Annotated in this window: 16 protein-coding genes and 1 tRNA gene; 7 read left to right on the top strand and 10 right to left on the bottom strand. The window is 67.4% G+C overall.

The window, feature by feature from the left end; all coding sequences use genetic code 11:
- Positions 1-28 precede the first annotated feature (28 nt).
- Both AC0KTM_RS26335 and AC0KTM_RS26330 read left to right on the top strand, forming a co-directional pair.
- Positions 29-733, top strand: a complete 705-nt coding sequence (locus AC0KTM_RS26335) for a helix-turn-helix domain-containing protein (RefSeq protein WP_472417122.1) — start codon at positions 29-31, stop codon at positions 731-733.
- Positions 720-1,841 (top strand): tyrosine-type recombinase/integrase, encoded by a 1,122-nt coding sequence (locus AC0KTM_RS26330; protein WP_472417120.1) that lies wholly within the window; start codon positions 720-722, stop codon positions 1,839-1,841. The genes AC0KTM_RS26335 and AC0KTM_RS26330 overlap by 14 nt, the downstream gene beginning before the upstream one ends.
- Before the next feature lie 21 nt (positions 1,842-1,862).
- Here the strand turns inward: AC0KTM_RS26330 and AC0KTM_RS26325 are convergent.
- From AC0KTM_RS26325 to AC0KTM_RS26315, 3 genes are all read right to left on the bottom strand, one after another.
- A tRNA-Ser gene (locus tag AC0KTM_RS26325) sits at positions 1,863-1,952 on the bottom strand.
- A 29-nt stretch (positions 1,953-1,981) separates the two neighbouring features.
- Positions 1,982-2,437 (bottom strand): nucleoside deaminase, encoded by a 456-nt coding sequence (locus AC0KTM_RS26320; protein ID WP_472417118.1) that lies wholly within the window; start codon positions 2,435-2,437, stop codon positions 1,982-1,984.
- On the bottom strand, positions 2,434-2,958 hold the full coding sequence (locus AC0KTM_RS26315; protein ID WP_225326065.1) for a tRNA adenosine deaminase-associated protein: 525 nt from the start codon (positions 2,956-2,958) through the stop codon (positions 2,434-2,436). Before AC0KTM_RS26315 ends, AC0KTM_RS26320 begins: the two co-directional genes overlap by 4 nt.
- Before the next feature lie 129 nt (positions 2,959-3,087).
- Between AC0KTM_RS26315 and AC0KTM_RS26310 the strand changes: the two genes are divergently transcribed.
- Positions 3,088-4,032: a prephenate dehydrogenase gene (locus tag AC0KTM_RS26310; protein ID WP_238957252.1), complete on the top strand. Its 945-nt coding sequence runs from the start codon at positions 3,088-3,090 to the stop codon at positions 4,030-4,032.
- Here AC0KTM_RS26310 and AC0KTM_RS26305 read toward each other — a convergent pair.
- Genes AC0KTM_RS26305 through AC0KTM_RS26285 form a run of 5 tightly spaced genes read right to left on the bottom strand, consistent with a single transcriptional unit; the run spans position 3,995 to position 8,037 of the window.
- The gene (locus AC0KTM_RS26305; RefSeq protein ID WP_472417116.1) at positions 3,995-4,594 is read right to left on the bottom strand and encodes a putative glycolipid-binding domain-containing protein; all 600 of its coding nucleotides are present in this window, start codon (positions 4,592-4,594) and stop codon (positions 3,995-3,997) included. The genes AC0KTM_RS26310 and AC0KTM_RS26305 overlap by 38 nt on opposite strands.
- Positions 4,595-5,311: an ABC transporter permease gene (locus AC0KTM_RS26300; protein WP_238955583.1), complete on the bottom strand. Its 717-nt coding sequence runs from the start codon at positions 5,309-5,311 to the stop codon at positions 4,595-4,597.
- Positions 5,308-5,994, bottom strand: a complete 687-nt coding sequence (locus AC0KTM_RS26295; RefSeq protein ID WP_472417114.1) for an ABC transporter permease — start codon at positions 5,992-5,994, stop codon at positions 5,308-5,310. The genes AC0KTM_RS26300 and AC0KTM_RS26295 overlap by 4 nt, the downstream gene beginning before the upstream one ends.
- Positions 5,994-7,088, bottom strand: coding sequence for an ABC transporter ATP-binding protein (locus tag AC0KTM_RS26290; RefSeq protein ID WP_472417112.1), 1,095 nt, complete (start codon positions 7,086-7,088; stop codon positions 5,994-5,996). The genes AC0KTM_RS26295 and AC0KTM_RS26290 overlap by 1 nt, the downstream gene beginning before the upstream one ends.
- A 1-nt stretch (position 7,089) precedes the next feature.
- On the bottom strand, positions 7,090-8,037 hold the full coding sequence (locus AC0KTM_RS26285; protein WP_225326059.1) for an ABC transporter substrate-binding protein: 948 nt from the start codon (positions 8,035-8,037) through the stop codon (positions 7,090-7,092).
- A gap of 99 nt (positions 8,038-8,136) precedes the next feature.
- On the opposite strand from AC0KTM_RS26285, the gene AC0KTM_RS26280 reads away from it, so the two are divergent.
- Positions 8,137-8,487, top strand: coding sequence for a LapA family protein (locus tag AC0KTM_RS26280; protein ID WP_225326058.1), 351 nt, complete (start codon positions 8,137-8,139; stop codon positions 8,485-8,487).
- On the opposite strand, the gene AC0KTM_RS26275 is transcribed toward AC0KTM_RS26280, so the two are convergent.
- Both AC0KTM_RS26275 and AC0KTM_RS26270 read right to left on the bottom strand, forming a co-directional pair.
- The gene (locus tag AC0KTM_RS26275; protein WP_225326057.1) at positions 8,484-9,536 is read right to left on the bottom strand and encodes a phosphotransferase family protein; all 1,053 of its coding nucleotides are present in this window, start codon (positions 9,534-9,536) and stop codon (positions 8,484-8,486) included. The genes AC0KTM_RS26280 and AC0KTM_RS26275 overlap by 4 nt on opposite strands.
- Positions 9,537-9,599: 63 nt before the next feature.
- Positions 9,600-10,238: a histidine phosphatase family protein gene (locus AC0KTM_RS26270; protein WP_472417110.1), complete on the bottom strand. Its 639-nt coding sequence runs from the start codon at positions 10,236-10,238 to the stop codon at positions 9,600-9,602.
- A 129-nt stretch (positions 10,239-10,367) separates the two neighbouring features.
- Here AC0KTM_RS26270 and AC0KTM_RS26265 point away from each other — a divergent pair, with 129 nt between their 5' ends.
- The 3 genes from AC0KTM_RS26265 to AC0KTM_RS26255 all read left to right on the top strand — a co-directional run bounded on the left by AC0KTM_RS26265 (position 10,368) and on the right by AC0KTM_RS26255 (position 12,926).
- A complete protein-coding gene (locus tag AC0KTM_RS26265) occupies positions 10,368-11,030 on the top strand; it encodes a class I SAM-dependent methyltransferase (RefSeq protein WP_472417108.1) in 663 nt (220 codons plus the stop codon).
- A gap of 64 nt (positions 11,031-11,094) precedes the next feature.
- Entirely contained in the window at positions 11,095-12,150 is a 1,056-nt protein-coding gene (locus tag AC0KTM_RS26260) for a phosphotransferase family protein (RefSeq protein WP_238955578.1), read from the top strand.
- Positions 12,151-12,161: 11 nt separating this feature from the next.
- Positions 12,162-12,926, top strand: coding sequence for an SDR family NAD(P)-dependent oxidoreductase (locus AC0KTM_RS26255; RefSeq protein ID WP_238955577.1), 765 nt, complete (start codon positions 12,162-12,164; stop codon positions 12,924-12,926).
- Positions 12,927-12,956: the final 30 nt, after the last annotated feature.

The raw sequence follows: 12,956 nt of genomic DNA, 5'->3' as shown, positions 1-12,956 counted from the left end.
CGCGTCAGCGACTTCAGTAGGTCTAGCAATGTCATCGGCCAGCTTCGTAGTCATAAGGGGGAGTCCTCTCAAGGAGCGCGAACTTACATACCTAGAGAACCACCAGAGGGAAGACCTGTCAAATGACGCGGATTTACGTTACCCTTCGATCATGGCAAAACCCATCGCCAACGTGCTGGGCGAGAACTGCCGACGCATCCGGAAAGATGCAGACTTGACCCAAGACGACCTGGCCAAGGCAGCGAGGCGGGTCGGGTTGCGCTGGACAGCATCGAAAGTCCGAGATTTCGAGACCGGACGCAGCGCGCCGACATTCGCCACCGTGATCGCATTAACTGCCGCGTTAGGTGAGGTCACCGACCAGCAGGTGCGGCTAGTCGACCTGGTGCGCTCCGACGGCGACGTGACGGTGACCGAGGACTTCGAACCGACCGGCGAGCAGTTGCAGGCCTTTTGTGGTGGTGGAGTATGGGCCGCACGGTGGGACCACGTTCACATCGACACCTTCGAACCGGTCCTCGACTGGTCAGGGTTGACGGATCAGCGGGTTGCGGCCTCGCTCGGACTGGATACCGAGGAACTCTGCGACGCAGCGATGAAACTGTGGGGGTCGGTGTTCAGTGCTGAGCGGGACCGCCGCGCCGGCCCCGGCGCGAATCCCCAGAAACGTGGTCGGGTGACCCGCGAACTCAAAGCCGAACTCATGGAAAGTCTGTCCGATGGCAACCGTTGAAAAGTACCAAACATCAAGCGGAACAACGCTTTACGCGGTTCGTTACCGCACGCCCGGCAACCGGACCACCCGTAAGCGCGGGTTCACCACCAAGCGGGACGCACAGGTATTCGCCAACGATGTTGAGGTCAAAAAGCTCACCGGCGACTACATCGCCCCGACGCTCGGCAGGATCACCGTGGACGAGCTGTCCACCGACTGGCTGGCACGGAAGAAGCAAGCTACGGCTCAATCTCATTACCGGATGCTCGAATCGGCGTACCGGGTGCACGTGAAACCCACGTGGGGGCCGGTTGCCGTGGCTGACATTGATGTGGTCGGCATCGAGACATGGGTTACGGCCATGACCCGCAGCGGTTCGGGTGCAACGACAGTCGTCCGGTCGGTTGGGGTGTTGAGCGGCATCCTTGGTGACGCGGTAAAGGCGAGACGGCTCGCAGGTAATCCGGCGAAAGGTATCGACAATCTGCCCCGCAAATCGGGCAAGCGACGGGTGTACCTGTCCGCTGATGATGTGCGTCGGCTGGCTGATGAGTCCGGTGAACACGGGGCATTGGTGTTGCTGCTGGCCTACACCGGGTTGCGCTGGGGGGAAGCGGTCGCACTGAAAGTGCGTGACGTTCAATTCCTGCGGCGGCGTATCTCGGTGTCCGAAAACGCGGTGCAGCTCGGCGTCGATCACGCGGTCGGCCCGACTAAAGGCCGCGAAGCCCGCTCAGTTCCGGTGCCCGAGTTCGTGTTGAACGAACTGTCGGTGCGGTGCGCCAGCAAGGACGCCGACGATCTGGTGTTCGGCGACGACGGGTATCTACCCCGCCCGAAGTCCAATGGCGGTTGGTTCGCGGGGGCGGTGAAGCGGGCCAAGGTCCAAAGCGTCACGCCGCACAGTTTGAGGCACACGTGCGCTTCGTTGGCGGTGTCGAGTGGTGCGAATGTGTTGGCGCTGGCACGGATGCTCGGCCATAAGGACCCCAGCGTGACGCTCAAGGTCTACAGCGACTTGTTCGATGATGACCTTGACGTGGTTGCTGCGAACTTGCACGCGAAGTTCGGACCGAAAAATGGCGTCCATACGGTGTCCACCGCAGGCCAGAACGGGTCCAAATAGGCCTGTGACCTGCGGTAGTTTTGGCGGTGGCGGAGGGATTTGAACCCTCGGACGGTTTTAGCCGTCACACGCTTTCGAGGCGTGCTCCTTAGGCCGCTCGGACACGCCACCGCCGAGCAGCTTACCGAACCCCGGGCCGCTCACCCCAATCGCTGGCGGGCGAAGAAGGCCTCCAGCGGCGCCGCGCACTCCGGTGCCAGCACACCGCCGCGCACTTCCGGCCGGTGATTGAGCCGCCGGTCGCGGACCACGTCCCACAGCGATCCGACCGCTCCCGTCTTGGGTTCCCAGGCGCCGAACACCAACCGGCCAATGCGCGACAGCACCAGCGCACCCGCGCACATGGTGCACGGTTCGACGGTGACGGCCAGCGTGGCGCCCTCGAGCCGCCACCCGTCCCCGAGCACCTCGGCGGCCGCCCGCAGCGCGAGGATCTCGGCGTGGGCCGTCGGGTCGCCCAGGGTTTCGCGGGCATTCACGGCGCGGGCCAGCTCGGTTCCTTCGGCGCTGACCACGACCGCGCCGATGGGCACATCGCGGGGACCCGCCGTCGCGGCAACCGACAGTGCGGAGCGGATCAGCTCTTCGTCAGTCACCGACCGAGGCGGTCGATCACCGCCGACAGCTGATCGGCGAAGCCCATCTCGCGGGCGATGCGACCCAACTGCTCGTCGGCGTACAGGTCGGTCTCGTCGAGGATGACCCCCAGGACCGCCTCGGGCAGCCCGATGTCGGACAGCAACCCCAGGTCGCCCTCTTCGAAGGGATCGGAATCCTCGAGGTCGTCGGGATCGATATCGGCGTCGAGCTTGTCGAGCACTTCCGCGGCGATGTCGTAGTCCAGCGCCGCGGTGGCATCCGAGAGCAACAGCCGCGTCCCCGACGGTGCGGGCCGCACGATCACGAAGAATTCGTCGTCCACGTCGAGCAGGCCGAAGACCGCCCCGGCGCTGCGCAACTCACGCAGCTCCGTCTCGGCCGCCGACAGGCTCGTCAGCGACTTGCGGGCCATCGGAGCACAGCGCCACTGTCCCTCTTCGCGCACGACCGCGACGCCGAAGCCGTCCGGCACATCTGCGGACAGGCCCTGGGCAGAGGCCCGTTGTTGTGCTCCCATGGCCGCTTACGGTAGTCCCTGACCAGGCCCCTGACCAGATGGAGCCTGGTAGCCGCGACATCTGACAGCAACCTTTCCGGGCGGATGTGCCAACCTTGGAATGTGGCAAGCCCTACTTCTAAGACACCGGTGTGTGTGCTCGGGCTGGGGCTGATCGGTGGCTCGATCATGCGCGCCGCCACGGCAGCGGGCCGTGAAGTCTTCGGCTACAACCGCTCCGTGGAGGGCGCGCAGGCCGCGACCGCCGACGGCTTCGACGCCACCACGGACCTGAGCGCGACGCTGACCCGCGCCGCCGGCTCCGACGCGCTGATCGTGCTGGCCGTGCCGATGCCGGCCATGGCGGGCATGCTCGCCCACATCAAGGACACGGCCCCGTCGTGCCCGTTGACCGACGTCACCAGCGTCAAAAAGGCGGTGCTCGACGAGGTCGCCGCGGCAGGTCTACAGGAACGCTTCGTCGGGGGCCACCCGATGGCGGGCACCGCGCATTCGGGTTGGGCCGCCGGCTACGCCGGGTTGTTCACCGAGGCACCGTGGGTGGTGAGCGTCGACGATCACGTCGACCCGACGGTCTGGTCGATGGTGATGACGTTGGCGCTGGACTGCGGCGCGGTGGTGGTGCCGGCCCGCTCCGACGAACACGACGCCGCCGCGGCCGCCATCTCGCACCTGCCCCACCTGCTCGCCGAGGCGCTGGCGGTCGTCGCCGGCGACGTCCCGTTGGCGTTCGCGTTGGCCGCCGGGTCATTCCGCGACGGGACCCGGGTGGCGGCCAGCGCCCCGGATCTGGTGCGGGCGATGTGCGAGGGCAACGCCGACCAACTGGTGCCCACGGCCGACCGCGCCATCGAACTGCTGAGTCGCGCCCGCGAATCCCTGGCCCGCCACCACTCGGTCGGCGAGCTCATCGAAGCGGGCCACGCCGCTCGAACGCGTTACGACAACTTCCCGCGCAGCGACGTCTTCCACGTCGTCGTCGGCGCGGAGAACTGGCGTCAGGAATTGGCCGCCGCGGGCCGCGCGGGCGGGGTGATCAGATCCGCTCTGCCAAGCCTGGATAGTCGACGATGAATCCTTCTTCGTCGACGCTCACCATGGTGTCGGCAATCGGGGTGCGCACCTTGATCTCGCCGCGACTGTCCGTGCTGCTGTAGCTCACCGTGTCCGCGATGATGGACATCTCCGGCATGTTCACGTACACCACGGGCAGCGTGACCGACGCCGCCTGCTCGTGTAGGCCGAGCCGCCGGATCGGCAGCGCGTTGAAGAACGGGCTGAACTCCACGTCGACGTCCAGGGCGCCGTTGTAGGCCGCGCGGTGCTCGCCCTGATGGTCGGTGACCAACCACATGTTCTCTTCGTCGCGGGCAAAGGAGAAGACGCGCTCACGCTCGGCCAGGGTGACGGTCATCCCGAGCCGCTTGGTGGCGCCGGTTTCGTCGGTCTGCAGGTCGTAGTAGGCGCCGAACGCCGGGTTGGCGTCGGTGGCGGCCGCAACGATGCGGCCGTTGGCCTTGATTCTCTTGCCGGACACCTGGAGTCGTACCGATTCCATCCGGGAGACGTCCTGCGCGCGCCAGGTGAGCATCGCCTGCCATACGCGGCGAGACGGTTCGGAGGGGGCTGCGTTCACTCATCTACCGTAAGACGTACCCGCGAACCGCTGCGGAAGTGTTCGGTAAGAGCGTCGCAGCCGGCCGGTGCCCGGCACCGAAGCCCACACCAGTAACGCCAGCAGTCCGTCGAGCACCAGCGCCAATGCGGCCACCATCAGCGCCCCGACCAGGGCAAGGTGAAACTCGCGTTCCTTGATCCCGTCGATCAGGTAGCGCCCCAACCCGCCGAGGCTCGCGTACGCGGCCACCGTCGCGGTGGCGACCACCTGCAGCGTCGCGTTGCGCAATCCGCCCAGCAGCAACGGCAGCGCATTGGGCACCTCGACGCGCAGCAGCACCTGGGCCTCGGTCATGCCCATCGCCCGGGCGGCGTCGACGACCGTGGGGTCGACGTTGGCGATCCCCGCATACGTGCCGGCCAACAACGCGGGCACACCCAACAGCATCAGGGCCACCAGCGACGGTCCCAGGCCCAGGCCGAACAGCAGCGTCCCGAACAGCAGGACGCCCAGCGTCGGCAGGGAGCGCAGCCCGTTGACGGCGCCCACCACCAACAGGGTGCCGCGGCCGGTGTGCCCGATGACAAGCCCGACGGGAACGGCGATCAGCGCCGAGGCGCCCACCGCGATGGCGGTGTATTCGAGATGCTCGAGGATGCGGGCCGCGAGCCCGACCGGTCCGGTCCAGTTGTCGACGGTCAACACGTAGGAGATCGCCCGGTCGACGAAGTTCATCGCGCGCCACCCACGACGGGCGCGGCGACCGAGCGGCGGCCGGTGGCACGTACGGCACGGACCCACGGCGTGGCCAGCCGGCCGGCAAACACGATGAGCACATCGATGACGACGGCCAGCGCGAACAACGCGATGATGCCGGCCAGGATCTGATCGCTCTTGCCGGTTTGATAACCCTGGGTGAACCAGCTGCCCAGCCCGCCGATGCCGATGACCGAGCCGACCGAGACCATCGCGATGTTGGTCACCACGACGACCCGCATCCCGGCGATGAGCACCGGAACCGCAAGTGGCAGATCGACTTTCACGATCCGCGTGATCGGTGGGTAGCCGACCGCGGTGGCGGCGTCGCGTGTCTGGGCGGGGACCGCGTCCAGCGCCTCGAGCACCGCCCGCACCAGCAGCGCGGCGGTGTAGGCCGTCAATGCGACGATCACGTTCGCCTCATCGAGGATGCGCGTGCCGATGATCGTCGGCAACACCACGAACAGCGCCAGCGACGGGATGGTGAACACGACGCTGGCGACCGCCGTCGTCAGCCCGCGGGCGATGCGCGTGCGCTGCACTGCCAGTCCCAGCGGCAGCGCGATCGCCAACCCGATCACCACCGGTACCAACGACAGCCGCAGGTGCACGATCGTCAGCCACCAGGCGTCGTCGAGATGGGTAAGCAGATAATGCATTATCGGCTCCCCCGTTGGGATTCCACCGCGGCGAGCACGTCGGCGGCCAGGACCCCGCCGATCACCTTGCCGCCGTCGTCGACGGCGATGCCGACACCCGACGGCGACGACAGCGCGGCGTCGAGCGCCTGGCTGAGATTGCCCCGCGGCCGAAACAGCGATCCCGCCCCGCTCATGCACTCCGACAACGGTGTGCCGTCGCGGTGCCGACGCGCGCCGTCGGCATCGATCCAGCCCAGCGGCGCCCCGCCGTCGTCGACCACCACCGCCCAGCCGTCGGAAAGCCCTGCGCCGGACAGCGTTTCCGTCGTGATCCGCGAAACATCGTGCAGCGGCAGCCCGGCCGCGTCGAGGCGTTGCAGCCAACGGTAGCCTCGCCCCAGACCGATGAACCTCGACACGAAGTCGTTGGCCGGTCGCGACAGCAGCCGAGCCGGCTCGTCGTACTGCTGTAACGCTCCATCCTTGAACACCGCCACCCGTTCGCCGAGCCGCAGCGCCTCGTCGATGTCGTGCGTGACGAACACGATCGTCTTGTGCAATTCGGCTTGCAGCCGCAGTATTTCGTTCTGCAGCTCGTGACGGACCACCGGGTCCACGGCGGAGAACGGCTCGTCCATCAGCAAGATCGGGGGATCGGCGGCCAGGGCACGCGCCACGCCGACCCGTTGCTGTTCACCGCCGGAGAGCTGCGCGGGGTAGCGGCGGGCGAGCTTGACGTCCAGCCCGACGCGCTCGAGCACCTCGTAGGCGGCTTTGCGGGCGGCGCGGCGCGACTGCCCCCGCAACACCGGAACCGTTGCCACATTGTCGATCACCCGCTGGTGGGGCATCAGCCCCGCGTGCTGGATGACGTAGCCGATTCCGAGGCGGAGTTTCACCGGGTCTCGGGTGGCGACGTCGACGCCGTCGATCGCGATGGTGCCCGACGTCGGTTCGATCATCCGGTTGATCATGCGCAGGGCCGTGGTCTTGCCGCTGCCGGAGGACCCGACGAACACGGTCAGCTTCCCACTGGGCACGGCCAGGTTGAGGCGGTCCACCGCAGTGGTTCCGTCGTCGAAGACCTTGCTGACCCCTTCGAAGGTGATCACGTCATCCTCCGATCGGGTGGTTGAAGCCGTTGTCCCGTATCCAGTTTCGGGCTGCCTCGTCGGGATCGATACCCGAGTTTCCCGACACCGCGGCGTTGAGCCCGGCAACGCCGGAGGTGGTCAGCTTCGCCGACACCGCGTCCAGCACGTCCCTGAGCAAGTCGGACTTCTTTTGCGAATTGACCAGCGGCACAATGTTTCCCGCCAGGAAATTGTTCTCCGGGTCTTCGAGCGCCACGAGGCGGTCCTGCGGTATCGCCGGTGACGTGGTGAATACGTTGGCGGCGTTCACCCTTCCGTCGACCAGGGCGCGCACGGTGACCGCGCCGCCGCCATCGTCGATGGCGACGAAGTTACCCGGCCTGATGTCGAGCCCGTACTTTTGCCGCAGCCCCGGCAGCCCGGCCGGCCTGGTCGCGAACGCCGACGGCGCCCCGAATCTCACCTCGGCCGAATGTGCGGCCAAGTCGGCGATAGTCTTCAGGTTCCACGCGTTCGCCGTCTGAGTGGTCACGCTGACGGTGTCCGTGTCCGTCGCGGGTGCGGGCGTCAAAATCGACAGGTCGCCCGGGAGGCGCCGGTAGAGCTCCAGCTTGACGGCATCGAGCGTGGTCGCCTCCGAGTGCGGCGCGAAATAGAGCAGCAAGTTACCGATGTATTCGGGCACCAGATCAATGGAATGGTCCTTGAGCGCAGGGATATACGTCTCCCGGCTGCCGATCCCCATGCGCCTTCCGATGTCAAACCCGTTGGCCTGCAAGGCTTGTGCATAGATCTCGGCGATGATCTGCGATTCCGGAAAGTCCCCGGAGCCGACGACGATGGACGTGGGGCTCTGGACCTGCGCACCCAGTGGGTCGGAATTGCTGCATCCGGCGACAACGCACATCGTCGTCACCAGCACCGCCGCGCGCACGATCACCCCGTGCAGGCGCGGCACTAGCGTCATACCGCCGACCCTAACGCCCGAACCGGGCAGACGCTGGCCTGCGAGGATCGGTTGTCCGATTCGGTTTCATTCTGGGCCGAAGCGGGCAAAGATGACACTATGAGCAGCCACACCCCTGCGTCGCCCGGACAGCCGTCCCCCAAGCCCACCCACGGGGACAAGACCGGCGCATCCACCAAGGAACCCGCTATCGGGTTCACTCGCGCCGGTGCGCTGTGGTCGTCGCTGTTCGCCGGCTTCGTGATCCTGATTCTGTTGCTGATCTTCATCACCCAGAACACGTTGCCCACGGACTTTCGGTTCTTGGGCTGGCACTGGACCCTGCCCCTGGGTGTGGCGATCTTGCTGGCCGCTGTCGTCGGCGGGCTGATCACGGTGGCGGTCGGAACCGCACGGATCTTGCAGCTGCGCCGCGCGGCGAAAAAGCACCACGCGCCCAACGCGCGCTAGCCGGGCAGCTTGGCCAGTTCGGCCAGACCGCGGGAGATCAGCGGCGCCACCACCTCGGGGGTGTGCTCGGCGGCGTCGCCCATGCCACGAGCCTGATCCGACATCCGGCGGCGGAAGTCGATGCCCGCGGCGATGATCGCGAGTTTGAAATACGCCAGCGCCATGTAGAACTCCCAGTGCGTCAGCGGTAATCCGGCCACCAGCGAATAGCGGTCGGCCAGCTCGTCGGCCGTCGGCAGCAGCGGTGACGTCCACGCGGCCTGCGCGTTAACGATCAGGTCCAGCGCGGGATCGCGGTACACGCACATCAGCGCCGCGTCCGACAGCGGATCGCCCAGGGTCGAAAGTTCCCAGTCCACCACGGCCCGAACCTTTGTCGGGTCCTCGGCGTCCAGGATGGTGTTGTCGATCCGGTAGTCGCCGTGCACGATCGACGTGCGACTCTGCTGCGGAATCGCCTCGCCCAGACCGGAATGCAGCCGCTCCACATCCGCGTCGCGACGGTCCTCGGGCAACCGCACGAGCGCCCACTGCGAGCCCCACCGCCGCACCTGACGCTCCAGATACCCGCTGGGCTTACCGAAGTCGGCCAGCCCGACGGCGTCGGGATCGACGTTGTGGAGGTCGACGAGCACCCGAATCAGCGAGTCGACGCAGCCGCCGATGACGGTGTGGCTGAACGATTCGAGTTGGGCGCGGCGGCGCACCACCTGGCCGGCGACGAATTCGACGATCTGGAAAGGGGCGCCGAGCACCGAATCGTCTTCGCACAGGCCGATCGTGCGCGCCACGGGAACCGGTGTGTCCTGCAGCGCGGCAACCACCCGGTACTCGCGGGCCATGTCGTGCGCCGAGGGCGTCAATCCGTGCAGTGGCGGCCGCCGCACCAGCCAGCTGGTGGCGTCGTCGTACACGCGGAACGTCAGGTTGGAGCGACCACCGGAAATGAACTCCGCACGCAACTCGCCGTCGCGCCCGATCCCGAGTGAACGCAGGTAGGAGTCCAGCGAGGCCAGGTCCAGCCCCTCGAGTTGGTCAGCTGAAGTCACCGAACTTGTCTACCATCGCCGGCCGCGACCCGGTTCACCACCTGCGATTTGCCCGCGTCCCGATCAGGCCGTCCCACGGCCCTCGTCGTCGTCGAGCAGCCGCTGGTTTCGCGGCAACAGATCCCAGACGTGCTCGGTGGTGTTGACCGAGGCCACCGTCGCCTGCCCGGACCGGGAGAACAACAGCCGCGTGACCGACGCGTAGTCGACGGGAAAGGACAGCAGTCGCGCCGTCCCGAGGATCTCGTGCAGCAGCACGTTGATCACCCCGCCGTGGCTGAACACGGCGACGGTGTCCTCGGGGTCGGCGCTCGCGACGAGGCCGTCGACCGCGGCGCGCACCCGCGCACGAAACGCGTCCTCGTCGACCGCGCTGGGCAAATGCCCCTGGGCCAAGCGCGCCCACTCCTCGGGCATCTCCGCGCGGATCTGCTCGACGGGGATGTACACCGGAAGGTCGCGGTCGTACTCGGCGAAGCGGTCGTCGATCTCGACGGGCAGCCCCCGGACCGCCGCGACCGGTTCGGCGGTCTGGATGGCGCGGCGCTGCGGGCTGCTCACCACCCGCGCGATGGGAAACCTGGCGAGCGCCTTGGGTAGTCGCTCGATTTGGGCCAACCCTTCCTCCGACAGGTCCGGATCGGAACCTTGGCCGTGTTCGCTGCGCAGCGGCAGCGCGTGCCGGACCAGAAGCACTTGCATATTTCTTCCTGTCTTTAAGTGGGGCCGGTCCGAAGTCTCTCATCGCTTCGTGCGCGTCGCTCAGGGCGTGCACAATCGCACTGGCGGCTCTGGTAGCCGTGCGTCGCCCGATGCCGAGGAGGATTCTCGATGACGCAGCCGGAGAGGGATTGGGACGCCGCCTACCGGCAAGCGGCGCCGCCGCCGTGGAGCATCGGCCGACCTCAGCCGGAGCTGGCGCGCCTCATCGATCAGGGCAAGGTGCGCAGCGAGGTGCTCGACTCCGGCTGCGGCCATGCCGCGCTCGCGCTGGCACTCGCGGCGCGCGGCTACACCGTCGTCGGCCTCGACGCGAGCGCGACCGCGGTCCAGGCGGCGGCCGCCGCGGCGGCCGAGCGAGGTCTGAGCACCGCGAGCTTCGCGCAGGCCGACGTCACCACTTTTCGCGGCTATGACGGCCGCTTCTCCACCATCCTGGATAGCGGACTGTTCCACGCGCTGCCGCCGGAACGGCGCCAGGATTACGTGCAGTCCATCTTTCGGGCCGCGGCGCCCGGGGCCGCGCTGTACATCCTGGCCTTCGCCGCCGGGGCGCTGGACCAGGCTCACCCGGACCGGCCGGGCCCGCCGGGCTTCACCGAAACCGAGTTGCACGACGCCATTTCGACGCTGTGGCAGGTCGATGACGTTCGCGTGGCCAAGGTCTACGGCAAGGACGAGTCTTCGGACAACTCGCTGGCGCATCTCGAACACGACGACGAAGGCCACTTCATGGCGCCCGGGTTCCTGCTGAGCGCCCACAAGCCGGGCTGAGCCTTCAACCCTTGCCACCACCCGGGAGAATGCTATTCTCCGTATGGAGATTGGGGTGTGCAGGATGGCTGAGCACGTGACTGAACCGGGGCTGGATGCGGACGTCCTCGCCCGTTGGCTGGACGTGCACGACGCGCCGGGGGGCGGTGAACGGCCGCAGCTGACGCAGTTGAAGGGCGGCTCGCAGAACACCCTTTACCTGATGGAGCGCGGCGGGCAGCGGATGGTGCTGCGGATGCCCGGCGCCCGGGCCGACGCCGCACGCATCGACGGCCTGCTGCGCGAGATCCGGCTGGTGCGGGCCTTGTCCGGTACCGACGTGCCGCACGCGGCGCTGATCGCCGCCGACGACACCGGCACCGTGCTCGGCATGCCGTTCTACGTCATGCAAGCGATCGACGGGTGGAGCCCGATGGACGGCGGCTGGCCCGCGCCGTTCGACACCGATCTCGCCGCCCGGCGCGGCCTGGCGTTCCAACTGGTCGAGGGCGCCGCCAGGCTGGGCCGGGTCGACTGGCGCGCCCAAGGACTCGAGGGCTTCGGCCGCCCCGACGGCTTCCACGAGCGGCAGGTCGATCGCTGGCTGGCGTTTCTCGACGCCTACCAGGTGCGCGAGCTGCCGGGCCTCGACGAGGCCTCGGACTGGTTGCGCCGCAACCGCCCGGCGCATTACCGGGCGGGCATCATGCACGGCGACTATCAGTTCGCCAACGTGATGTTCGCCCACGGGGAGCCGGCGCGCTTGGCCGCGATCGTGGACTGGGAGATGACGACCGTCGGCGACCCGCTGCTCGACCTGGCGTGGTGCCTGCTGGGTTATGACGGTGAAAAGCCGCGCGAGGACGGGTTTTATCTCGACATGCGCGGCATGCCCTCGCGCAGTGAACTGTTGGAGCACTACGAAACCGTGAGCGGGTTGTCGACCGAGAACATCGACTACTACCTGGTGCTGGCCAACTGGAAGCTCGGCATCGTGCTAGAGAAGACGTACGCAGCCGGCGTGCGCACCGGACCCCAACAAGGAGGGGTCGACCCGAAGATCACCGAGGCCTTCGGGCCGATGATCCTTGCGCTCATCGCCACGGCGGCCGACCTCGCACGATCGCTGACGACGACCTAGGGACTACTGAAATGGGTTATGCCGAACAGCTTTTCGATCTGACCGACCGGGTCGTCCTGATCACCGGCGGCAGCCGCGGGCTGGGACGTGAGATGGCGTTCGGAGCGGCCCGCTGCGGCGCGGACGTGGTGATCGCCAGCCGCAACATGGACAACTGCGTCTCGACCGCCGAGGCGATTGAGGCCGAGACCGGCCGTTCCGCCATGGCGTATCAGGTGCACGTGGGCCGCTGGGATCAACTCGACGGCCTCGTCGACGCGACGTACGAGCGGTTCGGCAAGGTCGACACGCTGATCAACAACGCGGGCATGTCGCCGCTCTACGACAAGCTCACCGACGTGACCGAGAAGCTGTTCGACGCCGTGGTCAACCTGAATCTCAAGGGCCCCTTCCGCTTGTCGGCGTTGGTGGGTGAGCGCATGGTGGCGGCGGGGCGGGGGTCGATCATCAACGTGAGCACGGCCGGATCGCTGCGCCCGACGCCGGACATCATCCCCTACGCCGCGTCCAAGGCCGGGCTCAATGCCATGACCGAAGCGTTGGCGAAGGGTTTCGGTCCGGCGGTGCGCGTCAACACGCTGATGGCCGGGCCGTTTCTCACCGACGTGAGCAAGGCGTGGAATCTCGACCAGGCGCCCGAGAAGCCCTTCCGGCATCTCGCCTTGGAGCGCGCCGGCGACCCGCGTGAAATCGTCGGTGCCGCGCTGTTTCTCGCCTCCGACGCCTCGAGCTTTACCACCGGATCGATATTGCGCGCCGACGGCGGCATTCCTTAACACGTGGCGATCACAAGCGCGGCGAGGCCG

It is taken from the genome of Mycobacterium sp. NTMscope_Eco_3, assembly GCF_976985685.1.
This window is presented reverse-complemented; position numbering and strand designations above follow the sequence as displayed.